This window comes from Lysinibacillus sp. NPDC097214 (genome assembly GCF_050277945.1).
GTDB classification, from domain to species: domain Bacteria; phylum Bacillota; class Bacilli; order Bacillales_A; family Planococcaceae; genus Lysinibacillus; species Lysinibacillus xylanilyticus_B.
Window position 1 is genome coordinate 1 of the sequence record NZ_JBNNSS010000013.1, and the last position, 17,500, is coordinate 17,500.

Annotated in this window: 15 protein-coding genes and 1 rRNA gene; 13 read left to right on the forward strand and 3 right to left on the reverse strand. The window is 38.6% G+C overall.

Features of this window, described 5'->3' with window-relative positions; all coding sequences use genetic code 11:
• Positions 1–26: 26 nt before the first annotated feature.
• Positions 27–142 (forward strand): 5S ribosomal RNA (gene rrf, locus ACQKMI_RS21485).
• A 219-nt stretch (positions 143–361) separates the two neighbouring features.
• Here rrf and ACQKMI_RS21490 read toward each other — a convergent pair.
• Positions 362–1,033 carry a LytTR family DNA-binding domain-containing protein gene (locus tag ACQKMI_RS21490; protein WP_427492233.1) on the reverse strand — a complete coding sequence of 224 codons (672 nt, stop codon included), beginning with the start codon at positions 1,031–1,033 and terminating at the stop codon, positions 362–364.
• A 214-nt stretch (positions 1,034–1,247) separates the two neighbouring features.
• On the opposite strand from ACQKMI_RS21490, the gene aceA reads away from it, so the two are divergent.
• Together aceA and aceB are read left to right on the forward strand one after the other, a co-directional pair.
• A complete protein-coding gene (aceA, locus tag ACQKMI_RS21495; protein ID WP_427492235.1) occupies positions 1,248–2,531 on the forward strand; it encodes an isocitrate lyase in 1,284 nt (427 codons plus the stop codon).
• A gap of 110 nt (positions 2,532–2,641) precedes the next feature.
• On the forward strand, positions 2,642–4,240 hold the full coding sequence (gene aceB / locus ACQKMI_RS21500) for a malate synthase A (protein WP_427492237.1): 1,599 nt from the start codon (positions 2,642–2,644) through the stop codon (positions 4,238–4,240).
• A 422-nt stretch (positions 4,241–4,662) separates the two neighbouring features.
• On the opposite strand, the gene ACQKMI_RS21505 is transcribed toward aceB, so the two are convergent.
• On the reverse strand, positions 4,663–5,328 hold the full coding sequence (locus ACQKMI_RS21505; RefSeq protein WP_427492239.1) for an O-methyltransferase: 666 nt from the start codon (positions 5,326–5,328) through the stop codon (positions 4,663–4,665).
• 128 nt (positions 5,329–5,456) lie between these two features.
• On the opposite strand from ACQKMI_RS21505, the gene ACQKMI_RS21510 reads away from it, so the two are divergent.
• The 6 genes from ACQKMI_RS21510 (at position 5,457) to ACQKMI_RS21535 (ending at position 10,575) form a co-directional block, all read left to right on the forward strand.
• On the forward strand, positions 5,457–6,344 hold the full coding sequence (locus ACQKMI_RS21510; protein WP_427492241.1) for a LysR family transcriptional regulator: 888 nt from the start codon (positions 5,457–5,459) through the stop codon (positions 6,342–6,344).
• A gap of 77 nt (positions 6,345–6,421) precedes the next feature.
• Positions 6,422–6,817 (forward strand): GntR family transcriptional regulator, encoded by a 396-nt coding sequence (locus tag ACQKMI_RS21515; RefSeq protein ID WP_427492243.1) that lies wholly within the window; start codon positions 6,422–6,424, stop codon positions 6,815–6,817.
• Positions 6,818–6,820: 3 nt separating this feature from the next.
• Positions 6,821–7,918 carry a DUF1648 domain-containing protein gene (locus ACQKMI_RS21520; protein WP_427492245.1) on the forward strand — a complete coding sequence of 366 codons (1,098 nt, stop codon included), beginning with the start codon at positions 6,821–6,823 and terminating at the stop codon, positions 7,916–7,918.
• A 134-nt stretch (positions 7,919–8,052) separates the two neighbouring features.
• A complete protein-coding gene (locus ACQKMI_RS21525) occupies positions 8,053–8,724 on the forward strand; it encodes a response regulator transcription factor (protein ID WP_427492247.1) in 672 nt (223 codons plus the stop codon).
• Entirely contained in the window at positions 8,724–10,094 is a 1,371-nt protein-coding gene (locus tag ACQKMI_RS21530) for a sensor histidine kinase (RefSeq protein ID WP_427492366.1), read from the forward strand. Before ACQKMI_RS21525 ends, ACQKMI_RS21530 begins: the two co-directional genes overlap by 1 nt.
• Before the next feature lie 76 nt (positions 10,095–10,170).
• Entirely contained in the window at positions 10,171–10,575 is a 405-nt protein-coding gene (locus tag ACQKMI_RS21535) for a hypothetical protein (protein WP_427492249.1), read from the forward strand.
• A gap of 479 nt (positions 10,576–11,054) precedes the next feature.
• Here the strand turns inward: ACQKMI_RS21535 and ACQKMI_RS21540 are convergent, their stop codons facing one another.
• Entirely contained in the window at positions 11,055–12,992 is a 1,938-nt protein-coding gene (locus tag ACQKMI_RS21540) for an SEL1-like repeat protein (protein WP_427492251.1), read from the reverse strand.
• Positions 12,993–13,352: 360 nt separating this feature from the next.
• Here ACQKMI_RS21540 and ACQKMI_RS21545 point away from each other — a divergent pair, with 360 nt between their 5' ends.
• From ACQKMI_RS21545 to ACQKMI_RS21560, 4 genes are all read left to right on the forward strand, one after another.
• Positions 13,353–14,063 carry a glycosyltransferase family 2 protein gene (locus ACQKMI_RS21545; protein WP_323650590.1) on the forward strand — a complete coding sequence of 237 codons (711 nt, stop codon included), beginning with the start codon at positions 13,353–13,355 and terminating at the stop codon, positions 14,061–14,063.
• Positions 14,064–14,141: 78 nt separating this feature from the next.
• Positions 14,142–14,402: a metal-sensitive transcriptional regulator gene (locus ACQKMI_RS21550; protein ID WP_010857552.1), complete on the forward strand. Its 261-nt coding sequence runs from the start codon at positions 14,142–14,144 to the stop codon at positions 14,400–14,402.
• A 246-nt stretch (positions 14,403–14,648) separates the two neighbouring features.
• Positions 14,649–15,803, forward strand: coding sequence for a transglutaminase domain-containing protein (locus tag ACQKMI_RS21555; protein WP_427492253.1), 1,155 nt, complete (start codon positions 14,649–14,651; stop codon positions 15,801–15,803).
• 100 nt (positions 15,804–15,903) lie between these two features.
• A complete protein-coding gene (locus tag ACQKMI_RS21560) occupies positions 15,904–17,208 on the forward strand; it encodes a transglutaminase domain-containing protein (RefSeq protein WP_427492368.1) in 1,305 nt (434 codons plus the stop codon).
• Positions 17,209–17,500 lie beyond the last annotated feature (292 nt).

Sequence of the window (17,500 nt, forward strand, 5' to 3'; positions counted from 1 at the left end):
ACGAGTATCTTGAAAGCCGAAAATAGTCTAGTGATGATGGCAAAGAGGTCACACCCGTTCCCATACCGAACACGGAAGTTAAGCTCTTTAGCGCCAATGGTAGTTGGGGGCTTCCCCCTGTGAGAGTAGGACGTCGCTAGGCAATCTAAAGCCTGAGAATTTTTTCTCAGGCTTTTTTATTTTTTTAGGCTGTCTTATACAACCGATGTATAAGACAGCCTTTTATCTTCATTCAGCAAATGTTTTCTGTGCGAAAGCAAAGCGGCAGCAACAAATGTTTTCTGTGCGAAAGCGAAGCGACAGCAACAAATGTTTTCTGTGCGAAAGCGAAGCGACAGCAACAATTACGCCAAGACAAAATCTAAAATTCAAGAGCGTTTCGAAGATTATTTAAATAAGATTGGCTAACGGGTAGTTCACTTCCATCCTTTAGAGTGACAATAAAATTGGAAGTAAGATCACGAGCCATTTTTTTTATGAAATGAATATTAACAATATAAGATCTATGAATGCGAATAAAAGATGATGGTAGACGCATTTGAAGTTCTTTCAGTGTAATACTTGTTTTAAATTGTTCTCCCTCCACATAAAACCACGTTTTTTTCTGCAGGCTTTCAATATGAGAGATTTTTTCAATTGCAACAGGATTCCATTCCTCATCTTGCTTTCCAGTTAAAAATTGAAAGGGCTCTAATTTCTTTTCGGTAAAGGTTGAAGGTAATACTACAATAAGTGCTGCAGGCACATCTAAAATGTTTATAGGATAACCTATCCCATAATACGGTGTTTCAAATAAGGAATTATCTAAAATGGCGTCTGTTCGTTTCCTTGTACGTAGTACTTGCTCAGCAATGCTGCCAGATTGTACTTGTTGGCCTACTTCTAAGTTAATGTTTTGATGTCCAGAATGAAAGTAAATATAGGAGCTTTCAGCGGCAATTGCAATGGATGAGTTGACTGGAACCCAGTCCTTTAACATTGAAATAAACTGTTGTGAAATATCTTTTGGCAAAGAATTAAACTCATTATTCATTGTGAATATCCCCCTTGTTTGTAAACAGTTTACCAAATTTCGTCGCCAAAAAAAGCGGTTTCATCATAAAAATTTGGTATTTTATCTAAAAATAATGAAAATTCAGATGTTCTGTTATATATTAATTTACAACAAATAAACCTGTTATGGAACAGCGGATTAAAAGTTTTTTAACAGAGTATATTGTCTACAAAGGGGAAGGTGGAATTTCAATATGTCAACACGTCAAGAAAAAATTCAAGCATTAGAAAAACAATGGGCTGAGAACTCTCGTTGGGCAGGTATTGAACGTGCATATTCAGCTGAAGAGGTTGTTAAGTTACAGGGCTCTGTTGTACTTGAACAAACTTTAGCAACTAAAGGTGCCGCTCGACTTTGGAACTCTTTACAAGAAGAACCGTTCATTAATGCATTAGGTGCATTAACTGGTAATCAAGCTGTACAACAAGTGAAAGCCGGATTAAAAGCAATCTACTTATCAGGCTGGCAAGTAGCTGCTGATGCTAACCTTTCTGGTCAAATGTACCCTGACCAATCCTTATATCCAGCAAACTCTGTACCAGCAGTAGTAAAGCGTATTAACCAAGCTTTACAACGTGCAGATCAAATCGATCATGCTGAAGGCCGTGTAGATCAATTTGATTGGTTCGCTCCGATCGTGGCAGATGCTGAGGCAGGCTTCGGTGGTCCTCTAAACGTATTTGAGCTTGTAAAAGGTATGATCGAAGCTGGAGCTGCTGGTGTTCACTTAGAAGATCAATTAGCTTCTGAGAAAAAATGTGGTCACTTAGGCGGTAAAGTTTTACTTCCAACACAAAATGCTGTTCGTAACTTAATTGCTGCTCGTCTTGCAACAGACGTAATGGGTGTTGATACAATTTTAATCGCTCGTACAGATGCTGATGCTGCTGATATGGTAACATCTGATATCGATCCACGTGATGCTGAGTTTATTACTGGTGAACGTACGCCAGAAGGCTTCTTCCGTACAACACCAGGCATCAAACAAGCGATTGCTCGCGGTTTAGCTTATGCGCCATATGCAGATTTAATTTGGTGTGAAACTTCTAAACCATCTCTTGAGGAAGCTCGTGAATTTGCGGCAGCTATTCATGCGGAATTCCCTGGTAAATTGCTAGCATACAACTGCTCACCTTCATTCAACTGGAAAGCAAATCTATCAGAAGAAGAAATCGCAGAATATCAACGCGAGTTAGGTAAATTGGGATACAAATTCCAATTCGTAACATTAGCTGGTTTCCACGCATTAAACCACTCTATGTTTGAGCTTGCGCATGATTATAAAGATAATGGTATGGCTGCATACTCTAAGCTACAGCAAGCTGAGTTTGCATCAGAATCAAAAGGCTATACAGCTACCCGTCATCAACGTGAAGTTGGTACTGGTTACTTTGATGACGTATCTCAAGCTATCTCTGGTGGTACTTCTTCTACAACAGCGATGGCTGGCTCTACTGAAACAGAACAATTCGTATAAGTTTCATAAAGTACGTGTATTCCTAAATTCATAATCATAGATTAGTCTCCCCCGCCCCTCCTAAAGCGGGGGAAGACTACTTAAAATCGCAAAAGTGGGGGAAATAACTGATGGAACAAGCAACAACAGGTAAGCTTAAAATTGTTGGGGAACAAAACGAGCAAACAAAAGAAATTTTGACACCAGAAGCCCTTGAGTTTGTTCTTGCCCTGCACGAAAAATTTGATGCTCGTCGAATAGAGCTGTTAGAGGCTCGTCAAGAACGCCAAAAGCGTCTTGATGCAGGTGAGAAACTCGACTTCTTACCAGAAACAAAGCATATCCGTGAGGGTGATTGGGCAATTGCACCACTTCCAGCAGATTTGCAAGACCGTCGTGTAGAAATTACAGGACCTGTTGACCGTAAAATGGTTATTAATGCTTTAAACTCTGGTGCAAAAATGTTTATGGCTTGCTTTGAGGATGCATCTGCTCCGACATGGGAAAACATGATTGGCGGCCAAATAAATATGCGTGATGCTATTAATAAGGCAATTGAATTTACACAAGCATCTAATGGTAAAACGTATAAGTTAAATGAAAACACAGCCGTGTTATTAGTTCGTCCACGTGGTCTTCATTTACTTGAAAAGCATGTACTAGTAGATGGCGAACCGATCTCTGGTAGCTTCTTTGATTTCGGTCTGTATTTATTCCACAATGCTAAAAATGCATTGGCACAAGGTACGGGACCTTATTTCTACCTGCCGAAGCTTGAAAGCCATTTGGAGGCTCGCTTATGGAATGATGTCTTTGTGTTTGCACAAGATTATATCGGAATTCCACAAGGGACAATTAAGGCAACTGTATTAATCGAAACAATTTTAGCTGCATTTGAAATGGATGAAATTTTATATGAACTGCGTGAACATTCAGCTGGTCTGAATTGTGGACGCTGGGATTACATTTTCAGCTATATCAAGCGTCTGCGTAATCAACCTGATGTAATTTTACCGGATCGCGGACAAGTAACAATGACTGTACCATTCATGAAGGCATATACGTCTTTATGTATTCAAACATGTCATAAACGTAATGCTCCTGCGATGGGCGGTATGGCAGCACAAATTCCTGTTAAAGGGGATGACGATGCGAATGCTGTAGCGTTTGCAAAGGTTGCAGAAGATAAACGTCGTGAGGCAACAGATGGCCATGATGGAACTTGGGTAGCGCACCCGGGTATGGTTGCAACGGCAATGGAACAGTTTGATGCGATTATGACGACACCAAACCAAATCCATAAAAAGCGTGAGGATGTAAATGTTACAGCAGAAGATTTAGTAGCTGTTCCAGAAGGTACAATTACACTTGAAGGTCTTCGTATTAACTGTAGTGTAGGCGTTCAGTACATTGCTTCTTGGCTACGAGGCAACGGAGCTGCGCCGATTAACAACCTAATGGAAGATGCTGCAACTGCAGAAATCTCTCGTACACAAGTATGGCAATGGATTCGTCATCCAAAAGGTATCTTGGATGATGGTCGTGGTATTACATTGGCCTTTGTCCTAGCAATCTTGGAGGAAGAGCTTGTGAAAATTAAAGAGGCTGTTGGGGAACAAGTCTATAACAGTGGCCGCTATGAAGAAGCTGCTGAGCTGTTTAAATCTTTAATTGAACAAGATGAATTTGCGGAATTCTTGACGCTTCCAGGTTACGAAAAATTAGCTTAACTTGCTTTCAGTAATAAAGCCTCCGGCGGGTCACGCAATTATGCCGAGGCATAATTGATTTGAGATATGAATCTATTAAACGAACATATCCTAACTTTCCTAAATTGTTGTGGACTAAACTCGAATGGAGTCCACTGTATTTCACTATTGTAACGAGCGGGGTCTGTTCCCCCGTTCCTTACTGAAAATTGAACACGGTTACAAAAAAGGGGTCATTAATAAAGAGATTTAAAAAGGTGAAGGATGTCTTACGAGCTTAGATGGGGAGCTTGTAAGGCATTTTTTTTATATTCTAAAACATTGTAAGGGGGGGCATAACAGACGAAATAACGAAATATTATTGATTCCTGGACCGATTAATAGGGGAAACAGTAAATGAAAAAGGATGTCTCGAATGAATCATGAGACATCTCCTTTTTCAATTATTTAACTACGGCGAGTACAAAACCATCATAGCCTTTATTGCCAACTGTTTGTATTGCTGTGGATTCAATTCGAGATTCTTCTTGCAATAAATCCATAAACTGTCGCACACCTTGTACCCTCTCATCTTCATTTTTTTCATCAATTACAGCACCATCACGAACTACATTATCAGCGATAATTATTGCTCCTGATTTAGCCAATTCTAATGCCCACTTCAAATAGTGTGGATTATTAGGTTTATCTGCATCGATAAATACTAAATCGAATGGCGGGGCTATTTTTTTCAAAGTAGGTAACGTATCTAAGGCCTTTCCAACGATAATTTCAACTTTATCTTCACAACCAGCTCTTTTAATATTTTCCTTAGCTACTGAGGCATACTCGGGATCAATTTCGAGTGTATAAACTTGACCCTCGTTCGGTAGTGCACGGGCCATCCAAATACTACTATAGCCACCAAGTGTTCCGATTTCTAAAATGTTTTTTGCTCCTTTTATTTTAGCTAGTAAATATAATAGTTTGCCTTGAGTTGGTGATACATCAATCTCCGGAATACCCGCTGCTTTATTAGCTTGTAATACTTCTTCAAGTTCTGTGTCTGCCGGTATTAGTTTTTTCATAAAGTACTCATCTACATTATTCCAAACATTAAAATTGGTCATCAAACAGTCCCCATTTCCGCATTTTTTCGTGCAAGCTTGCATGTAAAGTGTATGATAGAATGAATCATAATGAAAATATATTATTATTATTAACTCATAACTTTAGATTATGGGTATGAGGTGAAAACATGAATACTCATGGATTAAAATTGTTTTATCAAGTTGCTACTACAGGTAGTTTTACGAAAGCGGCAGAATTACTTCGTATAAGTCAGCCGGCAGTTTCAAGCCAAATAAAAAAATTTGAGCATGAGATTGGCGTTCAATTATTTAAACAGCAAGGAAGGGGCGTAGTATTAACTGAATTTGGAGAGGCTTTAGCAGAAAAGGCAAAAAAACTCGTTATGCTTGAAGAACATATTGAATCATTCATTGGAGATTATCGACTTGCTAAAGCAGGAACAATACATATAGTTGCTACATACTTACCAGCTAACTTTCTAATTCCTAAGTGGGCCGCTACCTTTAAAGGTGCAAATGCAGATATTAATTTAGTCATTACGACAACTAATACCCAAGATGCCTTCAAGCAATTAATACAGTATAAAGCTGATATTGCAATTTATGGTGGTGGTATCTCAGAAAGACCGGAAGAAGTAGCGTGGGAGGAGCTTTTTGAGGATGAATTATGGTTTGTAGTCGCACCTGAACATCCTTATGCAAATCAATCCATTTCACTTGCTGACATGATGAGAGAGCCATTTATTATGCGAGAGGAAGGGAGTTCTATGAGGGAGCATCTTTTTTCTTTATGTCAAACGTATCAAGTCAAACCACCTAAAATCGCACTACAATTTAATGGGATCAATGAAACGATTCGTTCAGTAATGGCGGGCTATGGTGCAAATTTTATTTCGTCACTAGCTGTTAAAGAGTATGTTGGTAGTGGGCAATTGGCAAGGGTTTATGTAAAGGATGTTCATATTAAACATAAAATTGCAATTTGTACAAGAAAGAATGAAAGGCATAGCTTACTTGTGCAAAAGTTTATAGAAACTATTAAGAACTCTCTATAATTTCAATAGTCCTCCTTTATGCACAATAAATGATTATCTGTTATACTTTTTGTATAACAATTTTGGAGATGATAGTAATGTTTATTCAAATAGAACCACAATCTGATGTACCAATTTATGAACAGGTAACACGACAAATTATGGAAGGTATTGCAAGAGGGGAAATGAAACCAGGAGATACTCTGCCATCTGTACGTAATTTAGCGGCTGATTTGGGCGTCAATATGCACACGGTTAATAAAAGCTATCATGAGTTAGAGGAGAAGGGGATTATTACAATTAGAGCTAAATCAGGTGCTATTATTCGTTCAACAGAGGAGCGAGCGTTAACGCCTGAACAATTACAACAAATTGAAAAAAACTTAAAGCCTGTTGTGGTAGAAGGAATGGTGCTCGGCGCAACAGTTGAGCAAATCGAGCACATGATGAAAAAGGTATTTTCTGATTTGCAAATACCTGCACAAGGGGTGTAGTACATGCTACTTGGCGTTTTTTCAACCGTCTACATCATAACACTAGCTCTACAATTATTTGTTCCGTTTATAGTACGAGAGACAATCGCTTTTGGCGTTACAGTACCGGAACAAAATGTGAAACATCCTGCATTACGTAATATGAAAAAGCATTACGCTCAAATTGTTGGAATTTCTGGTGTCATGTTATTAATGATGATGATTGTTAACTATTATTACCTTGCACCATCTGAGTTTATGCAAGGTTATTTTCTGCTTGGATGCTTATTTGCGATGCTTACAGTCAGTATGACATTATATTGGATATACCATCAAAAAGTTTTAAAGCTTAAAAAGGAAGAGCAATGGGGCTTAAATATAAAACAAGTTCGTACTGTTGATGTAACGGCACGTAGTCGTGATGAAATGCTTCCATGGCCATTTTATGTAGTCCCTTTTGGTGTTACGGTGTTTCTAATTATCTTTACATTCCTCCATTATGACCAAATACCAGATCACATTGCTGTACACTGGGGACCAAGTGGTGAAGCGGATTCTTGGAGAAGTAAAACATATTTTACTGCGATTTCACTACCGCTTGTCATGCTAATGATGCAATGTATGATGTGGGGAATTGTAGATTCCATCAAGCGTTCAGCAATCAAGTTAGCTGTTAATCGTAAGGAAGAATCATTGGAAGATCAGCTGAAAAGTCGAAAGTATATGAGCTGGAGCATTATGTTATTGAGCTATGCCTTTACTATATTTTTTACAGTATTACAGCTAAGCAATATTTATCCTTCGATGACTACAGGGAATAGGCTATTGCCAGTATTTGTTTTATTTTTATGCCTTGTTTTTGGCTCAGTCCTTGTGTACGCGTGGAAAAAACGCAAGCTGAGAGTGACATATGGAGATAATGTCGTTGCAGAAGTAATGGATGTTGATGAGGATCGCTATTGGAAGGGTGGATTAATTTATGTGAATCGTCAAGATCCCTCCGTTTTTGTCGAGAAACGCTTTGGGGTCGGTTGGACGATGAATTTTGCAAATCCACGAGGCTATATCGTAATTGTTTTGCCGTTACTTATATTGCTGCTGATTTCTTTCTTTTCGTTATAATATAAATGTATTAAAAATTCGCTACACTCTTGCTGGACAGCGAGCAACGCAAGGCTTGCAGAACGTCCGCGGAATGGAGCGGATTTTTTGTTAAAATAGTGTACCGGAAACAAATTGGATGGGGGTAGACTTAAATGAAAATTCTCGTAGTAGATGATGATGTACATATTTTACAGCTAGTAAATATTTATCTGACAAGAGAGGGCTATCAAGTGATACAGGCGGAAAACGGACAACAGGCCCTTAAATTACTTGAGGGAAACTTGCCTGATTTGGCAATTGTAGATGTTATGATGCCTGGAATGGATGGTTTTACATTAACCAAGACATTGAGCCAGGACTACGATATTCCTGTACTGTTATTAACAGCAAAAGGCGAGCTTGAGGACAAGGAACGAGGGTTTTTGGCAGGTTCAGATGACTATGTTGTGAAGCCTTTTGAACCTAAAGAATTGCTGTTCCGCATAGCCGCGATATTGCGTAGATTAGATAAGAAAAATCAGGTAACCATCCAGGTAGGCAGGGTCGTTATTGATCGTCGGAGCTTTGAAGTTGTCATTGGGGAAGATACACTAGTTCTGCCGTTAAAGGAGTTTGAACTATTGGCTTTACTAGCTTCTCGTCCGAATCAGGTGTTTACACGTAGTTTTATTATGGAGCAAGTGTGGGGCTATGACTATGATGGAGATGAGCAGACTTTAAATACGCATGTGAAACGGATTCGTGAGCGTTTGTATCGTTATGAAACAGGTGTTGAAATTACAACGGTGCGTGGTGTTGGCTATAAGCTAGAGGTTATTGCATGATGAAAACGTTATATAGTAAATTTGTTGTCACGACAATGCTCGTTATGATCGGCAGCTTATGTATCGGCTTTTTAGCGACAAATATTTATTATCATCAAGTTGTAAAGGAAAAAAATGATGCTAAAAATGTGAAGATTGCGCAAGATATTGCGTCATACATTGAGTCGTCAAAACCTGACGATTTAGAAAATTATTTAACAACTCTTGGGGAAATAGGTTATCAGATTTATGTAACAACCGGTGACGAAGGACATTTCTTCGGCGGTAAGTATCGTGATAAAGCACTACCGCCCAAAACAGTCGAGCATGTTTTAAACGGGGAAATTTATCATGGTATGCGTGATTTTCCTAAAGAGACTTTTGTGACAGGTTTTTTTGCGAATGAGTTAATAAATACAATAGGTGTGCCATTTACTTATGAAAATAAGCAGTATGCACTGTTCATTAGACCCGATATTCGCTTGTTGTTTTCTGAGGTTCATACGATACTTGGTGGACTTATTCTAGCGATGACAGTACTTAGTCTGTTGGCAATGCTACTTTTTGCTAAGGCACTAATTCGCCCTATTACGCAACTAACAGAGGCAACGCATCAACTTGCACATGAGAAATTCGATACGCTACTAGATATAGAGCGAGCTGATGAGATTGGACAATTAGCAGATAGTTTTAATGTCATGACAGAAAAATTACAGGAAAATGATCGAATACGAAAAGAGTTTATTAGTAATGTGTCCCATGATTTTCAGTCGCCGTTGTTGAATATTCAAGGCTATGTAGATTTACTAAAGAATCCCTCGCTTACCGACAAGGAAAGGCAGGAGTATACAACGATTATTGAGCTAGAAACGAAGCGTATGTCGACGTTAACTAAGCAATTACTGTTATTAACGTCACTCGATCAATCTACAAGGTTGTTAAAGCGTGAGCCTTATCGTTTAGATGAGCAATTAAAGGAAACAGTTAGAAAATACCGCTGGCAGCTTGAAGACGCAAATGTACAATTATCGTATCAGCTTGAACCAGTAACATGTAATGGTGATGCTGGGCTATTGCAAAATGTTTGGGATAATTTATTGACGAACGCTATTAAATATAATGTCGAAGGTGGAGAAATTCATATTCACTTGCAAGAATTCTCAACCTCAATTGAAGTGCTTATTGAGGATAGTGGTATAGGATTGACTGCTGAACAACTACAAAAGGTATTTGATCGCTTTTATCGAGTAGATGAGTCCAGAACAAAGCAAGGTACTGGGCTTGGACTAGCCATCGTGAAGCAAATTGCTGAGCTACATGGGGGAACGGTTCATATGGAAAGTGTTATGAATTCCGGCACAAAGGTCCGTGTTCACTTACCAAAATTGTAATGAGGAGTTCATGTAAAGTTCATGTTCACGAGATAAACTGCTGACTAAGTTGAAAAAGCTTAGGGGGAGTTATTGTATGGAACTAAAATGGAGTATACGCCTTATTCGTCTTGCTGCGATTTTTGCCTTATTGGGAACGTATCTAGGCTCACATATGTCTGCCTCAGGTAGTTATGAATATAGACCGATACATGCACATATTTTGCTCGTAGGTTGGTTAAGTATGTTTGCATGGGGCATTTTCTATCGTGCTTTTAAAGTGAAATCGCAAAAATTAGTAACAGCTCATGGTTGGACAGCTATTCTCGGTGTTTTTGGTTTAACACTAGGCATGTGGTTCTACAATATAAATCCATTTCATTTTAGCAGTACATTTACATTAATTTTCTTTATCATAGGAGGGACAACGCTATTAATTAGCTTTGCTCTATTTATCGTTGTAACATTTATGGTGAATCAAAAAGAAGAAATGAAAAACTAGAAAATACCGTGTCACTGTCTTTACGAGGTACACGGTATTTATGATATTGAAAAACTAAGGTGTTATATTAAATAAAGTGTCATTTCTGCAAAACGAGGGGTTGATTTCCGTTCCGGCTGGGCGCTTTGTTGTTGCTGTCGCTACGCTTTCGCACAGATAAAACAATTGCTGACGCTTCGCTTTCGCACAGAGCAGAGCTTCCTGGGGGCGTCCGATGAGCCGCTTCACTCGCTTTGCTCGCTCTAGGGTCTCGGGCCAACACGATGTTGGTCACGAAGGCGTTATCACAGGACGTGATGCTTTTAGCCTTCGTTCCTCTATATCGCTGATCCCCAAGGAGTCGCCCAGCCTCCACTCCAATCAACTACTTCATATAGCATGTAGCAAGGTATCTGTGCGAAAGCGAAGAAAATCTCGACGCTCGACGTAGGAATGAGTAACCTAGAAGAAATCAACTCTACGCTATGGTGATGAGCCATTTACTTTATATTTTCAAGAGATTTCTTAAGCCATTTTGTTGCCTCTGTATAATCCTGCGCGACACCATGTCCTTTTTTGTAAAGCATACCGAGCTGGAATTGGGCTTTTTGATGCCCTTGATTGGCAGCTAGTCGATACAGTTGGGCTGCTTTCGCAAAATCCTTCGGTACCCCTTGTCCATGGCTATGCATTTGAGCTAATTGATACTGTGCTTTGGCATGCCCCTTAGCGGCAGCTTGTTCAATCCATTTTGCTGCCTCGGTGTAATCCTGTGCAACACCTTTTCCCTTATCAAATAAATTACCGAGCTGATATTGAGCACCTGAATGCCCTTGGATGGCTGCTAGTCGATAGCAGCGTCGTGCCTCTTCTAAGTCCTGCTCGATTCCCAATCCGTGCTCATATAATAACCCTAATTGATATTCAGCCTGAATATGGGACTGATCCGTAGCGGCTCTCCACCATTTTACTGCTTCATCATAATTCAAGTCAGCTTCATATAATAATCCGAGCTCGTACTGAGCATCAGCATAACCCTTTTCGGCAGCCGCTTGGAAGTAAGGGAGCGCTTTCTCTAGTTGCTGAAGTTGGTATACATAAATACGTCCAAGCTCAAAACCTGCACTTATATGTCCATTATTAGTGGCTAACTGTAACCATTTTTCAGCTGAAGGTATATCGTTTTCTTTGACATAGAGTACACCGAGACAGTATTGAGCGTTTAAGTGTCCTTTATGTGCTGCGAGCTTAAACCATTTTATTGCCTCTATGCGGTCCTGAGGAATACCTTGACCAGTGTTGTATAACATTGCCAATTGAAATTCTGCATTTGTATGGTCTTGAAGTGCAGCTAAATGGAACCATTGCGCAGCTTCTTCAAAATTTTGTGAGATGCCACGACCTTTAAGGTACATATAGCCAAGATTATACTGAGAACTTGCATCACCAGCTAATGCGGCCATTTCAAAATAGGCTATAGCTTCCTCATAGCTTTGCTCGACGCCAGTTCCGTTGTGATAAAGGAATCCAAGGTTATTTTGAGCACTTGTATTCCCTTGATTGGCTGCTAGCATGTACCATTTTGCAGCTTCCGCAAAATTTTGTGGCATACCAAGTCCTTGGTTGTATAGGACCCCAAGGTTGTACTGTGCATCTGCGTTTTCTAAATCCGCAGCAGCTTTATAATAGCGAGTGGCTTCTTCATAGTCTTGTACAACACCATGACCTAAATGATACAGCACGCCTAGACTATAAAGTGCATTTGCATCATTTTGAGCAGCGGCGCGTTCATACCACATTTTTGCAACTGTATAATCTTTCTTAACACCACGGCCTTGATTATAAAGAGCACCTAAATTATATTGAGCACTTGCATTCCCTTGTTTTGCTGCAAGCTCAAACCAGTTTGCGGCACTTTTATAGGCCTCGGGTGATTGGTTATCTTGAAGAAGCATATTTACATCAAAAATTGAAGTTATATCTTCAAAACTAGGAGCTATGCGAATCATTTTTGCCTTTAAGCTACTGTCATAGCGTTTAATAAACCATTCTACAATATCACTTATATAATCTAGAACAATTTTTGCGACCTTTGCTTCCACAATCTCACTACTATTACTAGATGTCATTTTGTTTACAAGGTTCATTAGTAAATAAATGCGACGTGGATGAATTTTTGCAACAAAGCTACGATTATTGAGTAATGATCGAATGTTTTTTAGCTTTGGTTCTGCATCCATTTCTAGTTTATAATGCTCATATAAAATTTCCTCCAATACAAGGAGGGATTTTTGTAAAGATAGAGCTGGCTTTGACGTGGCGAGAGAGCTAGCATCCTGTAAATTTTTAGCCAATTTAATGAAGGACAAAGCTTTTAATTTCTTACATTGATCTTGGAGAATATCATATTGAATGACGATAGCACTCACCTCTTTCATAAAAATGGCTCATGACCATAACGTGGGGTTGATTTCCGTTCCGACTGGGCGCTTTCCTGGGGGCGTCCGATGAGCCGCTTCGCTGCGCTGCAGGGTCTCATCTGTGACGCTGATCCCCAAGGAGTCGCCCAGTCGTAACGAAGATCAACTTATATATGGCATATGTTTTGAACAATGCCATTCCTAACTTTTGGTGATGAATCATAAAAGTCCTCTTTTTTCATATATCGGGAAAATACCGTTATTGTTGAATTGTCCTCGTTAAGTGATACTATGTGATATAAGGAGATTTGTAGAGGTTTGAAGTAGTGATTACAAAAAGTGCATCTGCCAAAGTTTCATGTTATCCGGGGGATAGAAATGATGAAAAATATAGCAGCAATAATACCAGCCTATAATCCACAACAGTCACTTATAACCTATGTCCATCAATTATTAGCGACCACCATTAGCCAAATTATTATTGTCAATGATGGCAGCGATCAAAAATATGCCAGTGTATTTGAAGAGTTAAAAAATATTGATTGTTGTCGAGTACTAGAGCATGACCACAATATTGGTAAGGGAGCCGCACTAAAAACGGCCTTTGCCTATGTAAGGTCGCAAAGAAGTATGCTTCAAGGTGTTATTACAGTAGGTGCTCATGGGCAACATACTATACAAGATGTAAAGCTCGTTTTAACGATGACAAAGGTCTTTTCTGAAGGAATTGTGTTAGGAGTACGTAACTTCCATTCTTCGGACAGTACGTTTTTATCATATTGGGGTAATCGTACAACAAGTTTGTTTTTTGAAATCCTTTATCATAGAAAATTAGTGGATACACAAACAGGTTTACGGTTTATTTCTATAAAGGAACTACCATGGCTGATGAAAGTAAAAGGTGAACGATATGACTACGACACAAATATGCTAGTCGCAGCACTTAAAAGAAAGTGTCCAATTTTTGAGGTAGAGATAGGTCAGTTACGAATAAAGAAAAATACAGTGATACAGTATGATGAAATAACAAATGCAGGGGCAATTATTGCTACAATGCTTATGAATTATTTAAAACCAAGGAAAAAATAGCTACAGATTTTATTTTGTAATAGGATAAAGAATAATAACTCAAGAACGTAGCGAGTATAGAAAGAAGGAGCAATGATGATGGAATATTCAGATCAAGTAAAAAATCGTGTAAAGCGCATGGAAGGCCAGCTACGTGGAATTTTAAAAATGATGGAAGAAGAAAAGGACTGTAAGGCAGTCATAACTCAATTATCGGCTGTACGTTCAGCAGTAGATCGCACAGTTGGTGTCATTGTTAGTACGAATCTTTTAGAATGTGTACAAAATGCTGAAGGTGATGGCGAGAAAATGAATGAAGTTATTCAAGAGGCCGTTAATTTAGTAGTAAAAAGTCGTTAACATAAAGAGAAGCCTGCTCGATAGAAAATGGCTTAGAAAACTCACTAAAACAGGTGAGTTTTTATTTTTGTACAAAAATATAGTTTTATTCGATACTTATTTTGTATTTAAAGGAGTTTATACCTATTTGAAGTTTATTGGTTATACAGTTAAAAGTCATAGTTAGTGAACTTGTCCGATAGATTCGTAGTTACTTTCTTTGTTATTCTAATTACAAGAATATAACAAATGGGAAGGTGATTTATTGTGAAAAAATGGTTGATAAGCGGAGCGGCATTGCTGATGTTAAGTCCAACAGCAGTCTATGCTCAACATGCAGACGCTCGTTCAGTAAATACTTCCCCAGCGATTGCTTATCATGTAGTAGCTAATACTAACGTAACAACTTGGGATCAATTCACAACAGAAATCGTAAAGCAATTAAATAATTTCGCTCCTGAAATTAACATTACATATAGTGGACCAATGACAGATTTCAAAAAGAAATTTATGGAGTCCTTTGAAAAAGCACAGGAGCAAGCAGTCTATGCGAGTGGTCATATGGAAAGTACCACTATTTCTGCAGACTCAACAGGCAATGTGACGTTTAAAGTGAAGTATTTGACAAACCAAACACAAGAAGCAATGGTACAAAAAAAGGTTGATCAACTATTAAAAACGATTATTAAGCCTTCAATGACAGAATTCGAAAAAGTAAAAGCGATTAATGATTATATCGTGTCAAATACTACATATGGTACTAAAGCAAAGGCTAGTCCCCATAGCGCTTATGCATTGTTAATGGAAGGTCAAGCTGTGTGTCAGGGTTATGCGTTAACGACTTATAAAATGTTAGAACAAGCTGGATTCGATGCAAAGTATGTTGTTGGTACTGTTAATGGTAACGAGGCACATGCATGGAATTTAGTAAAGGTTGATGGGTACTGGTATCATTTAGATACAACATGGAATGATCCATTACCAAATCGTTTCGGGGCTTCTTCGTACGATTATTTTTTAGTAACGGATGCACAACTAAAGAAAGATCATAAATGGATAGTATCCAATTATCCAACTGCAACAAGTACAAAATATAACTATATGCTAAATGTTCATTTTGCATATCAAGTTAATCATACACTGTACTTTAGTAATACAGCAGATAAAGATAAATTGTATAAGCTAGATTTAGCGAGTGGTAAGAAAACAAAGGTTATGGATAAACGTGCCTTGTATATTACAGGAGTAGATGACTTTTTATATTTCAGCGATTACAGTAACAGTGGCTACTTAACAAAATTAAATCTAAAAACATTAAAAACTGAGATGCTCGTGAAGCAAGCAGTTACAGATTTAAGAATGAAAGATAATTATTTAGTTTATAATGTTAAGGGCAAAGAACAGAAACTTAAAATTAAATAAGAATATCCTTATCTATTGATAAAATGAAAGCACAAAAGGACCTCCAACTGAGTTCTTTGTGCTTTTTTTGTATATAATGAATACAGGAAAACGGTTGGAGGTGAGGATTTTGTGGAAAAAGTTAGCCATTATCGTAATGATCATTATTTTTATTGACCCTATTTATACTGCTGGTAAGGCAGTTGTACAACAAGTGATAACTTGGGCAAATAATGATGAGATAGAAACGATGCTTCATTCAACAAAGGAAAAAATAATAGACGTTACTGCTAAACTTTCTGAGAATACCTCCATTGAAACGGCCACACCTATAGAAGAACAGCCAAAAGAAGGAGTAGCCGTTACAGCTCCTGCAGTCAAAAAACCTGAAGCAAAGTTAGTTGTAACAAACGCAAAGGAAATGGCTGATGCGATGTATGCGTACTACAGTAGTTTTTCACCTACGTTTGAGATTCAATATAAAGGCAATACACAGCGAATTGAACAGTTAGTAGAAGAAGCCTATGAAAATGCTATTAAACGAGATGATTATGTATATGGGCATATTAGTAAACACTCAATTCGTTTTGAATATGGAGGAAGAACGGCCAAAATCTTTGGGGAGCAAAGTTATTTAATGACACCAGAGCAATCGGCATTTGTTGAAATGAATGTTCAAGAGGTTGTAGCCTCTATTCATAAAAAATCATTAAGTGATGTAGAAACGGTTAGGGCTGTCAATGATTATATCGTTGCCAATACTGCCTATACGGATCAAACGAATTCAAGTCCACATAGCGCTTATACAGTGCTTGCGGAACATGGTGGCGTTTGTCAGGGCTATGCATTGCTGGCTCATTCGATGTTACAAAAGCTAGGGATAGAAACAAAATATATCGTAGGCTATGTCGGCCAGGAAGGGCATGCATGGAATTTAGTAAAGTTGGATGGTCAATGGTACCACCTCGATACTACATGGAATGATCCGGTGCCTGATCGTAAAGGGGCGGTACGCTATCAATATTTCTTAGTGGATGATCGAACGATGGCAAAAGACCATACGTGGATTGCTGGAGACTACCCGAAAGCCACAAGTACAAAGTATAACTACTTTCACAATGTAGATTTTGCTGCACAGGTAGGGCAACAAATATTTTATAGTAATGTTTCTGATGATAATAAATTGTACGTGCTTGATTTAGAAACAGGTAAATCGAAACGCATTTCTAATTCACGTGCGCAGTACGTTGTTTATGCGGATGGTTGGCTATATTTTAGTAATTATTCACACGGAGCGTATTTAACGAAGATTCGCCCGGATGGAAGCGGAGAACAAATGTTAAATAGGGAAGAAACGAAGGATTTATTTGTGAAGGACAGCTATTTATATTTCACGACAAATGAATTGAAAAAAATGGCGCTTTAATGATATTTGCTAAAAATAAAGAGCTTATGACATTGCAGTTAAATAAAGAATGACTATTCTGCAAAACGAGGGGTTGATTTCCGTTCCGACTGGGCGCTTTCCTGGGGGCGTCCGATGAGCCGCTTCACTCGCGTTGCTCGCTCCAGGGTCTCATCTGTGACGCTAATCCCCGAGGAGTCGCCCAGTCTCCACTCCAATCAATCACTTCACATAGCGTGATCTTTTGGCATGTCACTCATATAATATAGACACCTTAATTTCATTGAACATAATAGTTTTTTCACAACATGAA